This is a genomic window from Streptomyces sp. NPDC050388, assembly GCF_040655635.1.
Classification (GTDB): domain Bacteria; phylum Actinomycetota; class Actinomycetes; order Streptomycetales; family Streptomycetaceae; genus Streptomyces.
On record NZ_JBFAKH010000013.1, the window covers coordinates 96948 to 112021 of the forward strand.

Annotated in this window: 19 protein-coding genes and 1 tRNA gene; 13 read left to right on the top strand and 7 right to left on the bottom strand. The window is 70.1% G+C overall.

Annotation, left to right across the window (positions count from 1 at the left end; all coding sequences use genetic code 11):
• The first annotated feature begins 22 nt into the window (after positions 1-22).
• Entirely contained in the window at positions 23-367 is a 345-nt protein-coding gene (locus tag AB0I73_RS10235) for a hypothetical protein (protein ID WP_109378349.1), read from the top strand.
• A 14-nt stretch (positions 368-381) separates the two neighbouring features.
• On the opposite strand, the gene AB0I73_RS10240 is transcribed toward AB0I73_RS10235, so the two are convergent.
• Both AB0I73_RS10240 and AB0I73_RS10245 read right to left on the bottom strand, forming a co-directional pair.
• A complete protein-coding gene (locus tag AB0I73_RS10240; RefSeq protein ID WP_363035709.1) occupies positions 382-975 on the bottom strand; it encodes a nicotinamidase in 594 nt (197 codons plus the stop codon).
• Positions 976-1178: 203 nt separating this feature from the next.
• Entirely contained in the window at positions 1179-2456 is a 1278-nt protein-coding gene (locus AB0I73_RS10245; protein WP_363035796.1) for a nicotinate phosphoribosyltransferase, read from the bottom strand.
• A gap of 292 nt (positions 2457-2748) precedes the next feature.
• Between AB0I73_RS10245 and clpS the strand changes: the two genes are divergently transcribed.
• The 7 genes from clpS to AB0I73_RS10280 all read left to right on the top strand — a co-directional run bounded on the left by clpS (position 2749) and on the right by AB0I73_RS10280 (position 7690).
• Positions 2749-3066 carry an ATP-dependent Clp protease adapter ClpS gene (gene clpS / locus AB0I73_RS10250; protein WP_109378457.1) on the top strand — a complete coding sequence of 106 codons (318 nt, stop codon included), beginning with the start codon at positions 2749-2751 and terminating at the stop codon, positions 3064-3066.
• Between the two features lie 56 nt (positions 3067-3122).
• A complete protein-coding gene (locus AB0I73_RS10255; protein ID WP_363035712.1) occupies positions 3123-3725 on the top strand; it encodes a DUF2017 domain-containing protein in 603 nt (200 codons plus the stop codon).
• Between the two features lie 458 nt (positions 3726-4183).
• A complete protein-coding gene (locus tag AB0I73_RS10260; RefSeq protein ID WP_363035714.1) occupies positions 4184-5611 on the top strand; it encodes an amino acid permease in 1428 nt (475 codons plus the stop codon).
• 96 nt (positions 5612-5707) lie between these two features.
• A complete protein-coding gene (locus AB0I73_RS10265; RefSeq protein WP_363035718.1) occupies positions 5708-6130 on the top strand; it encodes a M67 family metallopeptidase in 423 nt (140 codons plus the stop codon).
• Between the two features lie 96 nt (positions 6131-6226).
• Positions 6227-6322: a putative leader peptide gene (locus AB0I73_RS10270; RefSeq protein WP_323056066.1), complete on the top strand. Its 96-nt coding sequence runs from the start codon at positions 6227-6229 to the stop codon at positions 6320-6322.
• Between the two features lie 123 nt (positions 6323-6445).
• Positions 6446-6733 carry a MoaD/ThiS family protein gene (locus tag AB0I73_RS10275; RefSeq protein ID WP_109378355.1) on the top strand — a complete coding sequence of 96 codons (288 nt, stop codon included), beginning with the start codon at positions 6446-6448 and terminating at the stop codon, positions 6731-6733.
• A gap of 6 nt (positions 6734-6739) precedes the next feature.
• The gene (locus AB0I73_RS10280; RefSeq protein ID WP_109378356.1) at positions 6740-7690 is read left to right on the top strand and encodes a cysteine synthase; all 951 of its coding nucleotides are present in this window, start codon (positions 6740-6742) and stop codon (positions 7688-7690) included.
• Between the two features lie 130 nt (positions 7691-7820).
• On the opposite strand, the gene AB0I73_RS10285 is transcribed toward AB0I73_RS10280, so the two are convergent.
• Entirely contained in the window at positions 7821-8342 is a 522-nt protein-coding gene (locus AB0I73_RS10285) for a type II toxin-antitoxin system PemK/MazF family toxin (protein ID WP_363035721.1), read from the bottom strand.
• A 221-nt stretch (positions 8343-8563) separates the two neighbouring features.
• Here AB0I73_RS10285 and AB0I73_RS10290 point away from each other — a divergent pair, with 221 nt between their 5' ends.
• Positions 8564-9313, top strand: coding sequence for an MBL fold metallo-hydrolase (locus AB0I73_RS10290; RefSeq protein WP_363035723.1), 750 nt, complete (start codon positions 8564-8566; stop codon positions 9311-9313).
• 104 nt (positions 9314-9417) lie between these two features.
• Here the strand turns inward: AB0I73_RS10290 and AB0I73_RS10295 are convergent, their stop codons facing one another.
• Complete coding sequence (locus tag AB0I73_RS10295) at positions 9418-10668, bottom strand: PTS transporter subunit EIIC (RefSeq protein WP_363035725.1); 1251 nt, start codon at positions 10666-10668, stop codon at positions 9418-9420.
• Positions 10669-11209: 541 nt separating this feature from the next.
• On the opposite strand from AB0I73_RS10295, the gene AB0I73_RS10300 reads away from it, so the two are divergent.
• From AB0I73_RS10300 to rdgB, 4 genes are all read left to right on the top strand, one after another.
• The gene (locus AB0I73_RS10300) at positions 11210-11443 is read left to right on the top strand and encodes a PTS glucose/sucrose transporter subunit IIB (RefSeq protein ID WP_363035727.1); all 234 of its coding nucleotides are present in this window, start codon (positions 11210-11212) and stop codon (positions 11441-11443) included.
• Positions 11444-11557: 114 nt separating this feature from the next.
• A complete protein-coding gene (gene rph / locus AB0I73_RS10305; protein WP_109378360.1) occupies positions 11558-12295 on the top strand; it encodes a ribonuclease PH in 738 nt (245 codons plus the stop codon).
• Positions 12296-12435: 140 nt separating this feature from the next.
• A complete protein-coding gene (locus AB0I73_RS10310) occupies positions 12436-12834 on the top strand; it encodes a hypothetical protein (protein ID WP_363035730.1) in 399 nt (132 codons plus the stop codon).
• Positions 12835-12903: 69 nt separating this feature from the next.
• Positions 12904-13506 (top strand): RdgB/HAM1 family non-canonical purine NTP pyrophosphatase, encoded by a 603-nt coding sequence (gene rdgB / locus AB0I73_RS10315; protein ID WP_363035732.1) that lies wholly within the window; start codon positions 12904-12906, stop codon positions 13504-13506.
• Between the two features lie 43 nt (positions 13507-13549).
• Here the strand turns inward: rdgB and AB0I73_RS10320 are convergent.
• The 3 genes from AB0I73_RS10320 to AB0I73_RS10330 all read right to left on the bottom strand — a co-directional run bounded on the left by AB0I73_RS10320 (position 13550) and on the right by AB0I73_RS10330 (position 14952).
• A tRNA-Leu gene (locus AB0I73_RS10320) sits at positions 13550-13632 on the bottom strand.
• A gap of 13 nt (positions 13633-13645) precedes the next feature.
• On the bottom strand, positions 13646-14311 hold the full coding sequence (locus tag AB0I73_RS10325; protein WP_363035734.1) for an HNH endonuclease signature motif containing protein: 666 nt from the start codon (positions 14309-14311) through the stop codon (positions 13646-13648).
• Positions 14311-14952 (bottom strand): HNH endonuclease signature motif containing protein, encoded by a 642-nt coding sequence (locus AB0I73_RS10330; protein ID WP_363035736.1) that lies wholly within the window; start codon positions 14950-14952, stop codon positions 14311-14313. Before AB0I73_RS10330 ends, AB0I73_RS10325 begins: the two co-directional genes overlap by 1 nt.
• Between the last annotated feature and the right edge of the window lie 122 nt (positions 14953-15074).

A 15074-nucleotide genomic window follows, 5' to 3' on the forward strand; every position in this document is an offset into this window, starting at 1 on the left:
GTCCGACGGGGGTATGACATCCATGGCCGCAGGAGGTTTCTGCAAGCTGCCGAACGGCACCGTGGTGGTGGCGCTGAACCTGCCCAGCCCCGCCGCCGGTCCCGCCGGCTCGGTGCGCTTCCTCGTGCACGCGGGCAACCGGGCGCGCGCCCTGACCAGGCTGCGCAACCTGGGCCTGCGCGCCGTCTACCTGCGGGGCAACGCGGCCCCGCCGAGCCCCGACGAGATCACCGCGGTGCTGCACCATCCCGACGGGCTCATATGGCGCACGGCACCCGGCAGCGGCGTCCTGACCGGCACCGCGCCGGCCGTGGAGCTGTGGCATCCGATCAGGGCACTGCTCAGGAGCCCCACGGCCTCCGCCTGACCCTGCGGTCCCGGTTACTGCACGACCGGCTTCCCCGAGAGCTCCACACCCGCTCCGCGCAGTTCCTCGAGCGCCCGCTCGGTGGTCTGTGCGGCCACCCCGGCGGTGAGGTCGAGCAGGACCCGGGCGCGGAAGCCCTCGCGGGCGGCGTCCAGCGCGGTCGCGCGCACGCAGTGGTCGGTGGCGATGCCCACCACGTCCACCTCGTCGATCTGCCGCTCCCGCAGCCAGTCGGCCAGCGCCACGCCGTTCTCGTCGGTCCCCTCGAAACCGCTGTACGCAGCCGAGTACGCCCCCTTGTCGAAGACGGCGTCGACCGCGCCGGAGCTGACCGCGGGGGCGAAGTTCGGGTGGAAGCCGGCGCCCTCCGTCCCGGCGACGCAGTGCGCGGGCCAGGAGCTGACGTAGTCGGGGTGGTCGGCGAAGTGGCTGCCGGGGGCTATGTGGTGGTCGCGGGTGGCCACCACGTGCCGGTAGCCGGCCGGGGCCGGGGCCTGTGCGATCAGCTCGGTGATGGCGGCGGCCACGTCGGCGCCACCGGTGACGGCGAGGCTGCCCCCCTCGCAGAAGTCGTTCTGCACGTCAACGACGATCAAGGCGCGGCGCATGGTCGGAGTCCTTCGGCTGTGGGGTCGGGTGGGGAGCGGACCCGGCCGGTGAGGCTCCGGGCCCATGGGATGCGGATCGGTGCGGATCGAGTGCGGAATCGGCTGTGGATCGGTGCGGACAGGGGTGCGGCACGACGGACCGGGGTCCCGGTCGGGGAGCCGTGCGCGAGGCGAGTGCGGCGCGTGCGGCGGGACACGCAGTTCTAGCTACCCGAGCCCTCGTGCGCGTACTCCGTCGGAATGACGGGTTCTCCCCGGGAGAGCTGGGTCGCGGAGAGCGGCAGGTTGGCGCGGGCCGCCCGGTGCCGCTCACGGAGCACGTCCAGCGGCTCGCGCGCGGTCGCGGTCACCTCACCGCCCTTGACCAGTTCCACCAGCAGCTGCCGGTCGGCCAGCGCGTCGGGCACCCGCCCGGTACCGACCACCTCGGCCTCGGCGACGCCGTACTCGTCCAGCCGCCGCGCGGCCCACTTGCGGCCGCCGACGGAGGTCTTGCCGCCGGTGGACCTCTTCGCCACCGGCACCAGCGGCGCCTTCGGGTCGGCGGACTCGGCGCGGGCGACCAGCTTGTAGACCATGGAGGCCGTCGGGTGCCCGGAGCCGGTCACCAGCTGGGTGCCGACGCCGTACGCGTCCACCGGCGCGGCGGCCAGGGAGGCGATGGCGTACTCGTCCAGGTCGGAGGTCACGAGGATCCTCGTACCGGTGGCGCCCAGCTCGTCCAGCTGCTGCCGCACCCGGTGCGCCACCAGCAGCAGGTCACCGGAGTCGATCCGTACGGCGCCCAGCTCCGGCCCGGCGGCCTCGACGGCCGCGCGGACCGCCTCGGCCACGTCGTAGGTGTCCACCAGCAGCGTCGTGCCGCCGCCGAGGGAGGCGACCTGTGCCCGGAAGGCGTCCCGCTCGCTGTCGTGCACCAGGGTGAAGGCGTGCGCGGAGGTGCCCACGGTCGGGATGTCGTAGCGGAAGCCGGCCGCCAGGTCCGAGGTGGAGGTGAAGCCGCCGAGGTACGCGGCCCGGGCGGCGGCCACCGCGGCCAGCTCGTGGGTGCGCCGGGCGCCCATCTCGATCAGCGGCCGGTCCCCGGCGGCGGACGACATCCGGGAGGCCGCCGCGGCGATCGCCGAGTCGTGGTTGAGGATCGACAGGATCACGGTCTCCAGCAGCACGCACTCCGCGAAGCTGCCTTCCACCCGCATGATCGGCGAGCCGGGGAAGTACACCTCGCCCTCCGGGTAGCCCCAGATGTCACCGGAGAAGCGGTAGTCGGCCAGCCAGTCGAGGGTTCGCCCGTCGACGACGTCCTTCTCGCGCAGGAAGTCGAGGACGGCTCCGTCGAAACGGAAGTTCTCCACCGCGTCCAGGACCCGCCCGGTGCCTGCCACCACACCGTAGCGGCGGCCGTCCGGCAGGCGCCGGGTGAAGACCTCGAACACGCTGCGCCGGTCGGCGGTGCCCCCGTTCAGGGCGGCCTGCAGCATCGTCAGCTCGTAGTGGTCGGTGAAGAGCGCCGTGGACGGGACGCCCACCCGTCGCCCACCACCACCCTTCTGAGGAAGCGCTTCGCGCCTTTCTTCTCCCGGCAGCCCAAGGTCCGCTGTGTTCATACGGCGAATGCTACCCCCATTTCGTCACTTTGACGATTTCCATCCGCGCCGCGGACCGGCCCGAGGCCGACCCCGGTTGCGCCTCCGGAGGGAATTCCGGGTGAAACCAGGACGTATGGCGCCCCGCGCGGGCCGGTTTGTGCTCCCGGCGCCTTCCGGTGGCAGCATGGGCACTGTGACGTCACCCGCACCCCTGGAGATCGAACGCACCGAGTCGGCGGAAGACGCCTTCGCCGTACCCGAGCCCGACGTCCCCTGGATCACCATCGTCCACAACGACCCGGTCAACCTCATGAGCTATGTGACGTACGTCTTCCAGACGTACTTCGGCTACTCCAAGGACAAGGCCACCAAGCTCATGCTCGACGTCCACCACAAGGGTCGGGCGGTCGTCTCCAGCGGCACGCGCGAGGAAATGGAACGCGACGTCCAGGCCATGCACGGCTACGGCCTGTGGGCCACCCTCCAGCAGGACCGGAAGTGACCCCGCCGGACATGACCCGCCCCCGCCCGCGTGACCGGAAGTAGCGAATCGCCTCCATGTCAGGACACTTCGAACCGCTCCCCGGCGGCGGCGCGGCCGTCGCCCTCGACGACGTCGAGATCTCCATCATCCGCTCCCTGGCCGTGCAGCTCATGGAGCTCCTCGGCCCCGGCCCGGCCGAGGAGGCCCCCGGCGACCCGCTCGCCGAACTCTTCGCCGAGGGCCCGAGCGAACCGCCCGCCGACCCGGTGCTGCGCCGGCTCTTCCCGGACGCCTACGGCGACCCCGAGGAACCCGCCTCCCCCAAGGACACCGAGGAGCAGCGGGCGCACTCCGCGGAGTTCCGCCGCTTCACCGAGAACGACCTGCGGGCCGGCAAGCGCGACAACGCCCTCGCGGTGATCCGCTCCCTGGACGAGCTCGCCGCGGCCGGTGAGGGCGGGGCGGTGCTGAAGCTCTCGGCCGAGGGGTCCCGGCAGTGGCTCGGCGCACTGAACGACCTGCGCCTGGCGATCGGTTCCCGGCTGGAGATCGACGACGAGGACGACGCCGACCTCCTCTTCCGCCTCCCGGACGAGGACCCGCGCAAGCCCATGGTGATGGCGTACCTGTGGCTCGGCGGCCTCCAGGAAACCCTCGTCGCGACCCTCATGCCGTAGGCGCGCCGCGCCCGCCGCAGGAACGCGCCACGCCCGTCGAGGTGTGGCGCCACGCCCGTCGAGGTGTGGCGCCACACGTTCGGCGGAGCGGCGCCACCCATGCCGCACAACTGGTCGGTATGTTCGGAAAAGTCCGCTGACTCGTTCGTTCGGAGAACACTCAAGCCCGCGTGGCGATCCTGTCAAGACCTCCGCCTCCCATGCGCTTCCCCGGCGAGGTTCGCCCGTTTCCTCCTGTGGTGTGCGCCACAAATCGCTGCTGATCAGTGTGGCGGCCGTGGTAAATCTGCACGACCGCCCGGCGAACACCACCTGTACGTCCGCCGGGTGCGCCACCGAGTCGGCAACCGCCGGCCAGGCACGAGCGGACCCGCTCAGCTCCATCAGTCCGGGGGGACCGAGGCCCGATCCGGGGCCCACCAGCGGCCCGGATCGGCATGGAGAAAGGCGCACGACACATGGCCTCACCGCAGGTCGACACGGAGTCCGTATCCGGCGAGGGGTACGAACGCGGACTCAACAGCCGTCAAGTCCAGATGATCGCGATCGGCGGCGCGATCGGCGTCGGTCTCTTCCTGGGCGCCGGGGCGAACATCGCCAAGGCCGGACCCAGCCTGATCGTCATGTACGGCCTCGCCGGCGTGATCATCTTCTTCATCATGCGGGCGCTCGGCGAGCTCCTGCTCTACCGCCCCGTCTCGGGTTCCTTCGCCGAGTACTCGCGGGAGTTCCTCGGCCCGTTCTTCGGCTACTTCACCGGCTGGACGTACTGGCTGATGTGGATCGTCACCGGCATGGCCGAACTCACGGCCGCCGCGATCTACGTCCACTACTGGTTCCCGCAGATCCCGCAGTGGGTCACCGCTCTGGTCTTCCTGATCGTCCTCTTCGGGGCCAACCTCATCTCGGTGAAGCTGTTCGGCGAGATCGAGTTCTGGTTCTCGATGGTCAAGGTCACCGCCATCATCGGCATGATCGTGATCGGGCTCGGCGTGCTCACCTTCGGCTTCAGCGCCGCCGGGGACACCGCCGCCGTGTCCAACCTCTGGGCCTTCGACGGCTTCTTCCCCAAGGGCGTCGGCTCGTCCCTGATGACCCTCCAGGGCGTCATGTTCGCCTACCTCGCCGTCGAACTCGTCGGCGTCACCGCCGGTGAGTCCAAAAACCCCGAGAAGACCCTCCCCAAGGCCATCAACACGCTGCCCCTGCGCATCGCCCTGTTCTACGTCGGTGCCCTCACCGTCATCCTGTGCGTGGTCAAATGGACCGAGTTCACGCCGGAGGTGAGCCCCTTCGTCGCGGCCTTCGCCAAGATCGGCATCCCGGCCGGCGCCGGCATCGTCAACTTCGTCGTGCTGACCGCGGCCCTGTCGTCCTGCAACTCCGGCATGTACTCCACGGGCCGCATGCTGCGCACCCTCGCGGACAACGGCGAGGCCCCGCGGACCTACCAGCGGCTGTCCTCCACCAGGACCCCCGCGCTCGGCATCGCCACCTCGGTGGTGTTCATGGGGATCGGCGTGGTCCTGAACTACGTCGTCCCGGAGAAGGCTTTCGGCTACGTCACCTCCATCGCCACCGGGGCCGCCATCTGGACCTGGCTGATGATCCTGATCAGCCACGTCCTCTACCGCCGCCAAGTGGTCGCGGGCCGGCTGCCCGCCTCCTCCTTCCCGGCACCGGGCGGCTCGGTGTGCTCCTACATCGCCATCGTGTTCCTGCTCTTCGTCACCGCCCTCATCGCGATCGACGCGGACGCCAGGATCTGCCTCTACGTGATGGCCGGCTGGGCGGCCGCCCTGGGGATCGGCTGGGCGGTCCTCAAGAACCGCAACCCGGGCATCACCGAGCGCCGCGAGCCGGAGTTCGAGAAGATCGACGGCTAGCACGGACATCCGGCGCCCGCGCTCTTCGCGTCCGGCATCCGGGCCGTCCCGTACCACCCCTCGGTACGGGGCGGCCCTCTGCTTATCCTGAGCCCCATGCTGACCATCACCCAGGCCCTGTACGACCAGATCGTCGCCCACGCGCGCAAGGACCACCCCGACGAGGCGTGCGGTGTGGTGGCGGGCCCCGTGGGCTCCGGCCGCCCCGAGCGCTTCATCCCCATGCTGAACGCGGCCCGCTCGCCCACGTTCTACGAGTTCGACTCGAAGGACCTGCTCAAGCTGTACCGCGAGATGGACGACAACGACGAGGAACCGGTGATCGTCTACCACTCGCACACCGCGACCGAGGCCCACCCCTCCCGCACCGACATCAACCTGGCCAGTGAGCCCGGCGCCCACTACGTCCTGGTCTCCACCGCCGACCTCGACGGCCTCGGCGAGTTCCAGTTCCGCTCGTTCCGCATCGTGGACGGCGAGGTCACCGAGGAAGAGGTCGAGGTCGTCGAGGCGTACTGACGCACCGAGCTGCGCGTTCCCGCATACCGGTCGTCAGTCATCCGCAGTGTGAGACGGCATTCGGTTCCCGTCATCGGGAATCGATACGATGAGCTCATGGTTCTCCACGACGTGAGCGACAAGACGCCGGGCAAGCTGCTCGTGGCGCGGCTGCACGTCGACCTGTGCAGACTCGCCAGTGCCATCTGTTGACACCGAGCTTCCCGCCGCACGGCCCGTGAGCCCCGGCGGCCCCACCGCGCAGGCACGCCCGCGCACCTCCCGCGCCGCCGCGCGCCCATCGACCAGACGACATACCGACAGGAGCCCTCTGCCATGGCCATCGAGGTCCGTATCCCGACCATCCTCCGCCAGTACACCGACGGTCAGAAGGCGGTGGAGGGCACCGGAGAGACCCTCACCGACCTCTTCGCCGACCTCGAGACCCGGCACACGGGCATCAGGGCCCGCCTCGTGGACGACAGCAACGGCGACCAGCTGCGCCGCTTCGTCAACGTGTACCTCAACGACGAGGACGTCCGCTTCCTGGACGGCATCAACACCAAGCTGTCCGACGGCGACAGCGTCACGATCCTGCCGGCCGTGGCCGGCGGTACGGCCTGATCCCGGATGCGTTACGACTCGCCGCTGGCCGCGGTGGGCAACACCCCCCTGGTGGGCCTGCCGCGGCTGTCGCCGTCCGCCGACGTCCGCATCTGGGCGAAGCTCGAGGACCGCAACCCGACCGGCTCGATCAAGGACCGCCCGGCCCTGTTCATGATCGAGCAGGCGGAGAAGGACGGCCGGCTCACCCCGGGCTGCACCATCCTGGAGCCGACGTCCGGCAACACCGGCATCTCCCTGGCGATGGCCGCCAAGCTCAAGGGCTACCGCATGGTGTGCGTGATGCCCGAGAACACCTCCCAGGAACGCCGGGAACTCCTCGCCATGTGGGGCGCGGAGATCATCTCCTCCCCGGCCGCGGGCGGCTCCAACACCGCCGTACGGGTGGCCAAGGAGATCTCCGCCGAACACCCGGACTGGGTGATGCTCTACCAGTACGGCAACCCCGACAACGCCGGTGCCCACTACGCGACCACCGGTCCGGAGATCCTCGCCGACCTCCCCTCGATCACCCACTTCGTGGCCGGCCTCGGCACCACCGGCACCCTCATGGGCGTCGGCCGCTACCTGCGCGAGCACAAGCCGGACGTGAAGATCGTCGCCGCCGAACCGCGCTACGACGACCTGGTCTACGGGCTGCGCAACCTCGACGAGGGCTTCGTCCCCGAGCTGTACGACGCCTCCGTCCTCACCACCCGCTTCTCGGTCGGCTCCGCCGACGCGGTCACCCGCACCCGTGAACTCCTCCAGCAGGAAGGCATCTTCGCCGGTGTCTCCACCGGCGCCGCCCTGCACGCCGCGATCGGCGTCGCGAACAAGGCGCTCAAGGCGGGGGAGTCCGCCGACGTCGCCTTCGTCGTCGCCGACGGCGGCTGGAAGTACCTGTCGACCGGCGTCTACACCGCCGCCACGACGGAGGAAGCCATCGACACGCTCCAGGGCCAGCTCTGGGCGTGACCCCACGAGGGCAGCACGAAGGGGCCGGAGACCCACTCCGGCCCCTTCGGCGTTCCCGGGAGGGCCGGGGGTTCCAGGGGCTCGAGGCCTTCGGGGGCTTCGGCGCTCCTGGCGTCCCGCCGCCACGAGCTCACCGGGCCAGATGCCGTACCCGCTCCCACAGCGCCCGGTCGACGACCCCCACCCGGCGCCGGAACCCCCGCACCGGCACCTCGCGCACCTCGTCCGTCTCCAGGAAGCTCGCCCGCCCCCGGGCATCCCCCACGGCCCCCACGGGCAGCGGGATCACCCCGCCGCGCCCCTCCCGGAAGCGCGTCGTGATCTTCACGACGGTCGCCCGCTCCCCGCGCACCGCCAGCACCAGACACGGCCGGTCCTTCGACGCCCCGGCCCCCGCCGCCGGCCCGTCCTCGTAGGGCACGTCGGCCCACCAGATCTCCGCGGGCCGCGGCCCACCGCCCGCACCCGCGTCCGCCGTCGCCGCGGTCGTGACCGGGGCGGCCGGGGCCGCCGCCGTCACGGCCCGCGTCCGGCGTGCGCCGGACCGGCGTTCGGAGCGGGGCCGGTGCCCCCGCCCCCAGCCGTCGACGAGCGTGGCGACCAGCGCGAGCAGTACCACCGCGACGAGGGCGAGCCACCACGACGTGTCCATGACCCCGACGGTACCGGGCACCCGACGGCACCGGCGTGAACCGCGGGCGTGCGCCCCCTCACACGCCTCGCGCGACCCGCAGCCATCCGAACCGGTGACAGCACAGGTGAGTTCCCCCACAACCGTCCCTGGCGGAGGAGCGACCGAAGGTTTTGCGTCTTACGCTCGACGCACCGCACGACCCCCGTTTTCCTCACCCCGCCAGCGGAGGTTTCTGCTTCATGAAGCTCACCGTCGTCGGCTGCTCGGGGTCGTTCCCGTCCACGGAATCGGCCTGCTCGAGCTACCTCGTCGAGGCCGACGGCTTCCGGCTGCTTCTCGACATGGGCAACGGTGCCCTGGGCGAGCTGCAGCGCCACTGCGGTCTCTACGACCTGGACGCGATCTTCCTCAGCCATCTGCACGCCGACCACTGCATCGACATGTGCGCGTACTTCGTGGCGCGCTACTACCGGCACGGAGGCCCCTGCGACCCGATCCCGGTCTTCGGACCCGAGGGCACGGAGCACCGGCTGACCACCGCCTACGGCGACACCCCCTCGGCCTCCTCCATGAGCGAGGTCTTCGACTTCCACACGGTCAAGCCCTCCACCTTCGAGCTCGGCCCGTTCGTCGTGCACACCGAACGCGTCGCGCACCCGGTGGAGGCGTACGCCGTCCGTCTCGAGCACGGAGGGAAGTCGCTGACGTACTCCGGCGACACCGGAGTGTGCCGGGCGCTCGACGAACTCGCCCACGACACCGACCTGTTCCTGTGCGAGGCCGCCTTCACCCACGGCAAGGAGGACATTCCCGACCTGCACCTCAACGGCCGAGAGGCGGGTGAGTCCGCGGCCCGCGCCCGCGCCCGCCGACTGGTCCTCACCCACATCGCCCCGTGGACCGACCCCCAGGTCAACCTCGCCGACGCCCGCGCCGTCTACGACGGCCCGGTGGAACTGGCGGCGCCCGGCGCGACGTACGTGATCTGAGCCCACGTACGACCGAGCCCACGCACGACCGAGGCCCCGGAGCCGTCTTCCCTGACGGCTCCGGGGCCTCGGTCACGCTGTCGTACGGGGACGACGGGGACCACTCACGCCTTCGCGGTGTCCTCGACCTCCTCCTCGGGCTCACGGCCCGGGGTCGGCAGGTCGAACTTGACGATCGCGAAGCGGAACACCGCGTAGTAGACCGCCGCGAAGACCAGACCGATCGGGATGATCAGCCAGGGCTTGGTCGCCAGGTTCCAGTTGAGCCCGTAGTCGATGACGCCCGCCGAGAAGGTGAAGCCGGCATGCACACCGAGCGCCCAGGTGATCGCCATGGACAGGGCGGTGAGCACCGCGTGGATCACGTACAGCGCCGGGGCGATGAACATGAACGCGAACTCGATCGGCTCGGTCACACCGGTCACGAAGGAGGTCAGGGCGAGGGAGACCATCATGCCCATCACGGCCTTGCGGCGCTCCGGGCGGGCGGCGTGCGCGATGGCGATCGCGGCGGCCGGCAGACCGAACATCATGATCGGGAAGAAGCCCGACATGAACATTCCGGCGTCCGGGTCCCCGGCGAAGAACCGGTTCAGGTCACCGTGGACGACGTCGCCGGCGGCGTTGGTGAAGTCGCCGATCTGGAACCAGGAGACGGTGTTGACGAACTGGTGCATGCCGACCGGGATCAGCGCGCGGTTGATCAGGCCGAACAGCCCCGCGCCGACGGCGCCGAGGCTGGTGATCCACTCACCGACGTTCGAGATGCCGTCGCCGATCGGCTCCCAGACCAGACCGAAGAAGACGCCCATCGCGGTGCCGACGAACGCCATGATGATCGGAACGAGGCGGCGGCCGTTGAAGAAGCCGAGCCAGTCCACCAGCTTCTTGCGGTGGTAGCGCTGCCAGAGCACCGCCGCCAGCAGACCCATCAGGATGCCGCCGAGCACACCGGGGTTGTTGTAGGTCGCGGCTATGTCCTCGCCGGCCTGCACCTTCGCCTCGGTGACGGGGAACGCCTTCAGGACGTTGCTGTAGACCAGGAAGCCGACCAGGGCGGCGAGCGCCGTGGAGCCGTCGGCCTTCTTGGCGAAGCCGATGGCCACACCGATGCAGAACAGCATCGGCAGGTTGTCGAAGATCGCGCCACCGGCGGTGGCGAACACGGCCGCGACCTTGTCCCAGCCGAGACCGTCGGCGCCGAACACGTCGGGCTGGCCGAGCCGCAGCAGGATGCCCGCCGCCGGCAGCACGGCGATCGGGAGCTGGAGACTGCGACCCACCTTCTGCAGGCCTTGGATCAGGCCGGATCCCCGCTTCTTCGCGGGAGCCGCCGATGCGGTGGCGGTGCTCATACTTCCTCCGTCGGTGGTGGTCTACACCACTCAGTGGTGTAGACCTGTTGTAGCACGATGAAGGCCGTATGAGGAACCCGCGAATTCCGCAACCGGAGCACTACGCGCAGTGCCCGCCCCGCGGCCCGCGGCACCGTTCCCGGGGCATCGAAAGGCCCCCGGAACCATGGTCCGAGGGCCCGAACGACCGGCTCCACCTTAAGGGGCCCGCCGCCGACGACACCCTGCTCGGCGACTACAGGCCCCGGCCCGCCCTCCGCGGGCCCTGGAGGAAGCGGTCCCGGCGTTCGCGCAGGGGCCGACCGAAGGTTCGACACCGGCAGGACTCCGCGTACGCACCGGTCCCTTCAGGGGGAGCACCCGGGGGCAAGCAGGGGCGTCCGCAGCGGGGTTTGGCGACGGCCCTCCCGGTGGTGTAGACCAGCCGAGGGCGGTCCCGCTGTCGTGACGCCATCCTCCGGCGCAGGCGGCACGACCGCTCGCAAAGATGTGTCAACTGTGGGTTACTGCGACAAAGCGGTTCGGATCAGGGAGAGCGAACATGGCCACCAAGGCTGAGAAGATCGTTGCCGGGCTCGGCGGCATCGAGAACATCGAAGAGATCGAGGGCTGCATCACCCGCCTCCGCACCGAAGTCACCGACCCCACCAAGGTCGACGACGCCGCACTGAAGTCCGCCGGCGCCCACGGCGTCGTCAAGATGGGCAGCGCCATCCAGGTCGTCATCGGCACCGACGCCGACCCGATCGCAGCCGAGATCGAAGACATGATGTGACACCCGGCGAATCCGGAAACCGGTAGACCCCAGGTCCTCGAGGGCCCCACCCGGACAGCGGCGAGCCCGCCACCCCGGAAGGGGCCCTTCCCGCATGCGACTAGGCTCGACGCCATGTCTCGAATCGACGGCCGCACCCCCGATCAACTCCGCCCGGTCACCATCGAACGCGGCTGGAGCAAGCACGCCGAAGGCTCCGTCCTCGTCTCCTTCGGCGACACCAAGGTCCTCTGCACCGCCTCCGTCACCGAAGGCGTCCCCCGCTGGCGCAAGGGCAGCGGCGAGGGCTGGGTCACCGCCGAGTACTCGATGCTCCCCCGCGCCACCAACACCCGCGGCGACCGCGAATCCGTCCGCGGCCGCATCGGCGGCCGCACCCACGAGATCAGCCGCCTCATCGGCCGGTCCCTGCGCGCCGTCATCGACTACAAGCAACTCGGCGAGAACACCATCGTCCTGGACTGCGACGTCCTCCAGGCCGACGGCGGCACCCGCACCGCCGCCATCACCGGCGCCTACGTCGCCCTCGCCGACGCCATCAACTGGTCCAGGAACAACAAGCTCATCCGCGCCAGCCGCCAACCCCTCACCGGCACCGTCAGCGCCGTCTCCGTCGGCATCGTCGACGGCGTCCCGCTCCTCGACCTCTGCTACGAGGAAGACGTACGCGCCGACACCGACATGAACGTCATCTGCACCGGAGACGGCCGCTTCGTCGAGGTCCAGGGCACCGCCGAGGCAGCCCCCTTCGACCGCACCGAACTCAACACCCTCCTCGACCTCGCCGTCACCGGCTGCGCAGACCTGACCACCGCCCAGCAGGCCGCGCTCGACAGCGTCCTCGAAAGGTAAAAGACGCACCAAGGGACGTGGCCGACGCGGGCAACCGCGCCGGCCACCACCGCGTCTGAAGGAATACGGGCGCACGGACCGAACCCGGCCGCCCGGCCAGCCACAAGGGCCGCCCGGCCCGACAAGGGAGGGACCGTTCCATGGCCGCGAGCCGCCGTCGCCGCACCACAGCCGTCGCCGCCACACTGGCCGCCGTCGCACTGACCGCCGGACTCACCACCGGCTGCAGCGCCGTCGACAAGGCACTCGACTGTGTCCGGACCGCCGACGCCATCGCCGACAGCGTCACCGAACTCCAACAGGCCGTCGCGAACGCCTCCGACGACGTCACCCAGCTCGAGGAATCCCTCGACTCCATCGAGCGGAACCTCGGCGAGATAAGCGACAAGACCGACAACGCCGACGTCGGCAAGGCCGTCGACGACCTCGAACAGGCCACCGCCGACGTCCGCACCTCCCTCAAGGACGGCGACAACACCCCCGACATCAGCCCCGTCACCGACGCGGCCGGCGAACTGACGAAGGTCTGCACGCCGTAGCACGCCGTAGCACGCCGTAGCCCGAGGCGGCCGGCAACAGAGGGAACGGGGCCCGGAATACTGGGCCCCATGACCCGCCTGATCCTCGCCACCCGCAACGCCGGAAAGATCACCGAACTCCGGTCGATCATCGCCGACGCCGGACTGCCCCACGAACTCGTCGGCGCCGACGCCTACCCCGACATCCCCGACGTCAAGGAAACCGGCACCACCTTCGCCGAGAACGCCCTCCTCAAGGCCCACGCCCTCGCCCGGGCCACCGGCCACCCCGCCGTCGCCGACGACTCCGGCCTCTGCGTCGACGTCCTGGGCGGCGCCCCCGGCATCTTCTCCGCCCGCTGGGCCGGCCGGCACGGCGACGACCGGGCCAACCTCGACCTGCTCCTCGCCCAGCTCTCCGACATCCCCGACGACCACCGCGGCGCCCACTTCGCCTGCGCCGCCGCCCTCGCCCTCCCCGACGGCACCGAACGCGTCGTCGAGGGCCAACTCCGCGGCACCCTGCGCCACACCCCCGCCGGCACCGGCGGCTTCGGCTACGACCCGATCCTCCAGCCGGACGGCGAAACCCGCACCTGCGCGGAGCTCTCCGCAGCGGAGAAGAACGCCATCAGCCACCGCGGCAAGGCCTTCCGGGCACTGGTACCGGCGGTGCGGGAGCTGTTGGGGTGAGCAACGGCAGAGGGGCCGCCTGTCAGAGCGGCCCCTTTGTTTGTGCGGCCGGTGGGATTCGAACCCACACGGGCTTTCGCCCACGGCGTTCTAAGCGCCGATTGTCTACCGTTCCAACACGGCCGCATGCCGAGCCATGCTACCGGTCGACGGCTCCTTGCCCATCCCTTCCTCCTCGACACCAGGTATCCGTGGATGCGTGGCAGTTGGGGCAGAGCAACCGCAGATTCTCCCGTCGGTCGTCGCTCCAGTCCCCGTTGATGTGATCGATTTCCAGAGTCATCGGCTTGCCGAGCCACTCGGGGCCCGTGCCGCACTCGGCGCACTCCTTGGGCACGCCTACTTCGCAGAGCGCCCGACGCAGGAGCACGGTCTTCGTCCGACGTTCGCCGTCGTGCTTGACCAGGATGTCCTCAGGCCGCCTGAGTGGGGTCGCGCCGGGCTTGCCGCGCAGGTGGGCCTGTCCCAGGAAGTGCGCCGTAGAGACGTTCTCCTCGGCGACCCACTGACGCAGGAGGGCGCGCTGCGTACCGCTGTCAGGACGCCCCAGCCGACGAAGTACCGCGGCGATCGAAACGGATTCGGCGACTGCCGTACGCAACTCTTCGACGGTGGGCCGGGGAAGCCTGCCGGGAGGACTGAAATGCGAGATGTCGATCCTGAAGTGAGCAAACCGCTTGGTGAGGTATCTGCGGAGATGGCCGTACGGCTGGGTGCCGAAGAAGGTGATGACCTCATCGAGGTTGGAGCACTGCGCGGCAGCCTCTGCCAGTCGCTCGCGGGTGTACTGCACGCCACTGCTCATCAGCTCGCACGTCCCTTGCCGCGTCCGCGGTAATTGTCCGTTGTCGAGTGGCAGTTGGGGCAGAGGAACCGCAGGTTCTCGATGCGGTTGTTTCGCCAGTCGCCGTCCACGTGGTCGACCTCCAACGGGAGTGAGCGTCCCCGCCAGACGCTTCCGGTACCGCAGAGGGCGCACCGTTCCGGTACGCCCCGGGTGGTCATCGCCCACCTGAGCCGGTCGCTGGGGATGCGTCGGGCCTGGGCGGGCGGCTGCTCGACGAGCAGACCTTCCGGCGTCCGTGGGCGCCAGGGTTTACCCCTCCGGGTCGGCATCTGGAAGTGCGAGATGTCGATGCCGTACGCCTTGATCCGGCGGCTGATGTGCGTGTGGTGCCCACCGACCACCTCCAGTCCGAGATGCCGCAACACCTCGCACATGTTCGTCGAGGCCGAGACTGCCTCCTGGAGGACCTCCCGAGTCCACTTCACCCCCTCACGCTGGAAGTGCGACGTGTCGACTCCGAGCTTCTTCATCCGCCCCAGCACGTATCGCCGCGTCGAACTCTGCGGATCCACCCCCAACCGCACCAGAGCCTCCGACAACGTCCGCGCCCCCCGGGCCGCCTCTTCCAGGCGCTCCTTGGTGTATGCACTGGCCCCCATCGGTTCCCCTCCGATCCCGACCACCCGTTCGTGGCCTCGTACGGAGTAACGAACCGTTTATCGGACGGTCACGCGTGGAACGCGGAACGGCTCGTACCGGGGGTCCGGTACGAGCCGTCGTC

Bases quoted from the DNA above. Each gene is read 5' to 3' on its own strand.
- rph (WP_109378360.1), top strand. From the start codon at position 11,558: ATGTCTCGAATCGACGGCCGCACCCCCGATCAACTCCGCCCGGTCACC.
- AB0I73_RS10295 (WP_363035725.1), bottom strand. From the start codon at position 10,668: ATGAGCACCGCCACCGCATCGGCGGCTCCCGCGAAGAAGCGGGGATCC.
- clpS (WP_109378457.1), top strand. From the start codon at position 2,749: ATGGGCACTGTGACGTCACCCGCACCCCTGGAGATCGAACGCACCGAG.
- AB0I73_RS10310 (WP_363035730.1), top strand. From the start codon at position 12,436: ATGGCCGCGAGCCGCCGTCGCCGCACCACAGCCGTCGCCGCCACACTG.
- AB0I73_RS10270 (WP_323056066.1), top strand. From the start codon at position 6,227: ATGGTTCTCCACGACGTGAGCGACAAGACGCCGGGCAAGCTGCTCGTG.
- AB0I73_RS10265 (WP_363035718.1), top strand. From the start codon at position 5,708: ATGCTGACCATCACCCAGGCCCTGTACGACCAGATCGTCGCCCACGCG.
- AB0I73_RS10245 (WP_363035796.1), bottom strand. From the start codon at position 2,456: ATGCTGCAGGCCGCCCTGAACGGGGGCACCGCCGACCGGCGCAGCGTG.
- AB0I73_RS10285 (WP_363035721.1), bottom strand. From the start codon at position 8,342: ATGGACACGTCGTGGTGGCTCGCCCTCGTCGCGGTGGTACTGCTCGCG.
- AB0I73_RS10280 (WP_109378356.1), top strand. From the start codon at position 6,740: ATGCGTTACGACTCGCCGCTGGCCGCGGTGGGCAACACCCCCCTGGTG.
- AB0I73_RS10235 (WP_109378349.1), top strand. From the start codon at position 23: ATGGCCGCAGGAGGTTTCTGCAAGCTGCCGAACGGCACCGTGGTGGTG.
- AB0I73_RS10255 (WP_363035712.1), top strand. From the start codon at position 3,123: ATGTCAGGACACTTCGAACCGCTCCCCGGCGGCGGCGCGGCCGTCGCC.
- AB0I73_RS10290 (WP_363035723.1), top strand. From the start codon at position 8,564: ATGAAGCTCACCGTCGTCGGCTGCTCGGGGTCGTTCCCGTCCACGGAA.
- AB0I73_RS10330 (WP_363035736.1), bottom strand. From the start codon at position 14,952: ATGGGGGCCAGTGCATACACCAAGGAGCGCCTGGAAGAGGCGGCCCGG.
- AB0I73_RS10325 (WP_363035734.1), bottom strand. From the start codon at position 14,311: ATGAGCAGTGGCGTGCAGTACACCCGCGAGCGACTGGCAGAGGCTGCC.
- AB0I73_RS10300 (WP_363035727.1), top strand. From the start codon at position 11,210: ATGGCCACCAAGGCTGAGAAGATCGTTGCCGGGCTCGGCGGCATCGAG.
- AB0I73_RS10275 (WP_109378355.1), top strand. From the start codon at position 6,446: ATGGCCATCGAGGTCCGTATCCCGACCATCCTCCGCCAGTACACCGAC.
- rdgB (WP_363035732.1), top strand. From the start codon at position 12,904: ATGACCCGCCTGATCCTCGCCACCCGCAACGCCGGAAAGATCACCGAA.
- AB0I73_RS10240 (WP_363035709.1), bottom strand. From the start codon at position 975: ATGCGCCGCGCCTTGATCGTCGTTGACGTGCAGAACGACTTCTGCGAG.
- AB0I73_RS10260 (WP_363035714.1), top strand. From the start codon at position 4,184: ATGGCCTCACCGCAGGTCGACACGGAGTCCGTATCCGGCGAGGGGTAC.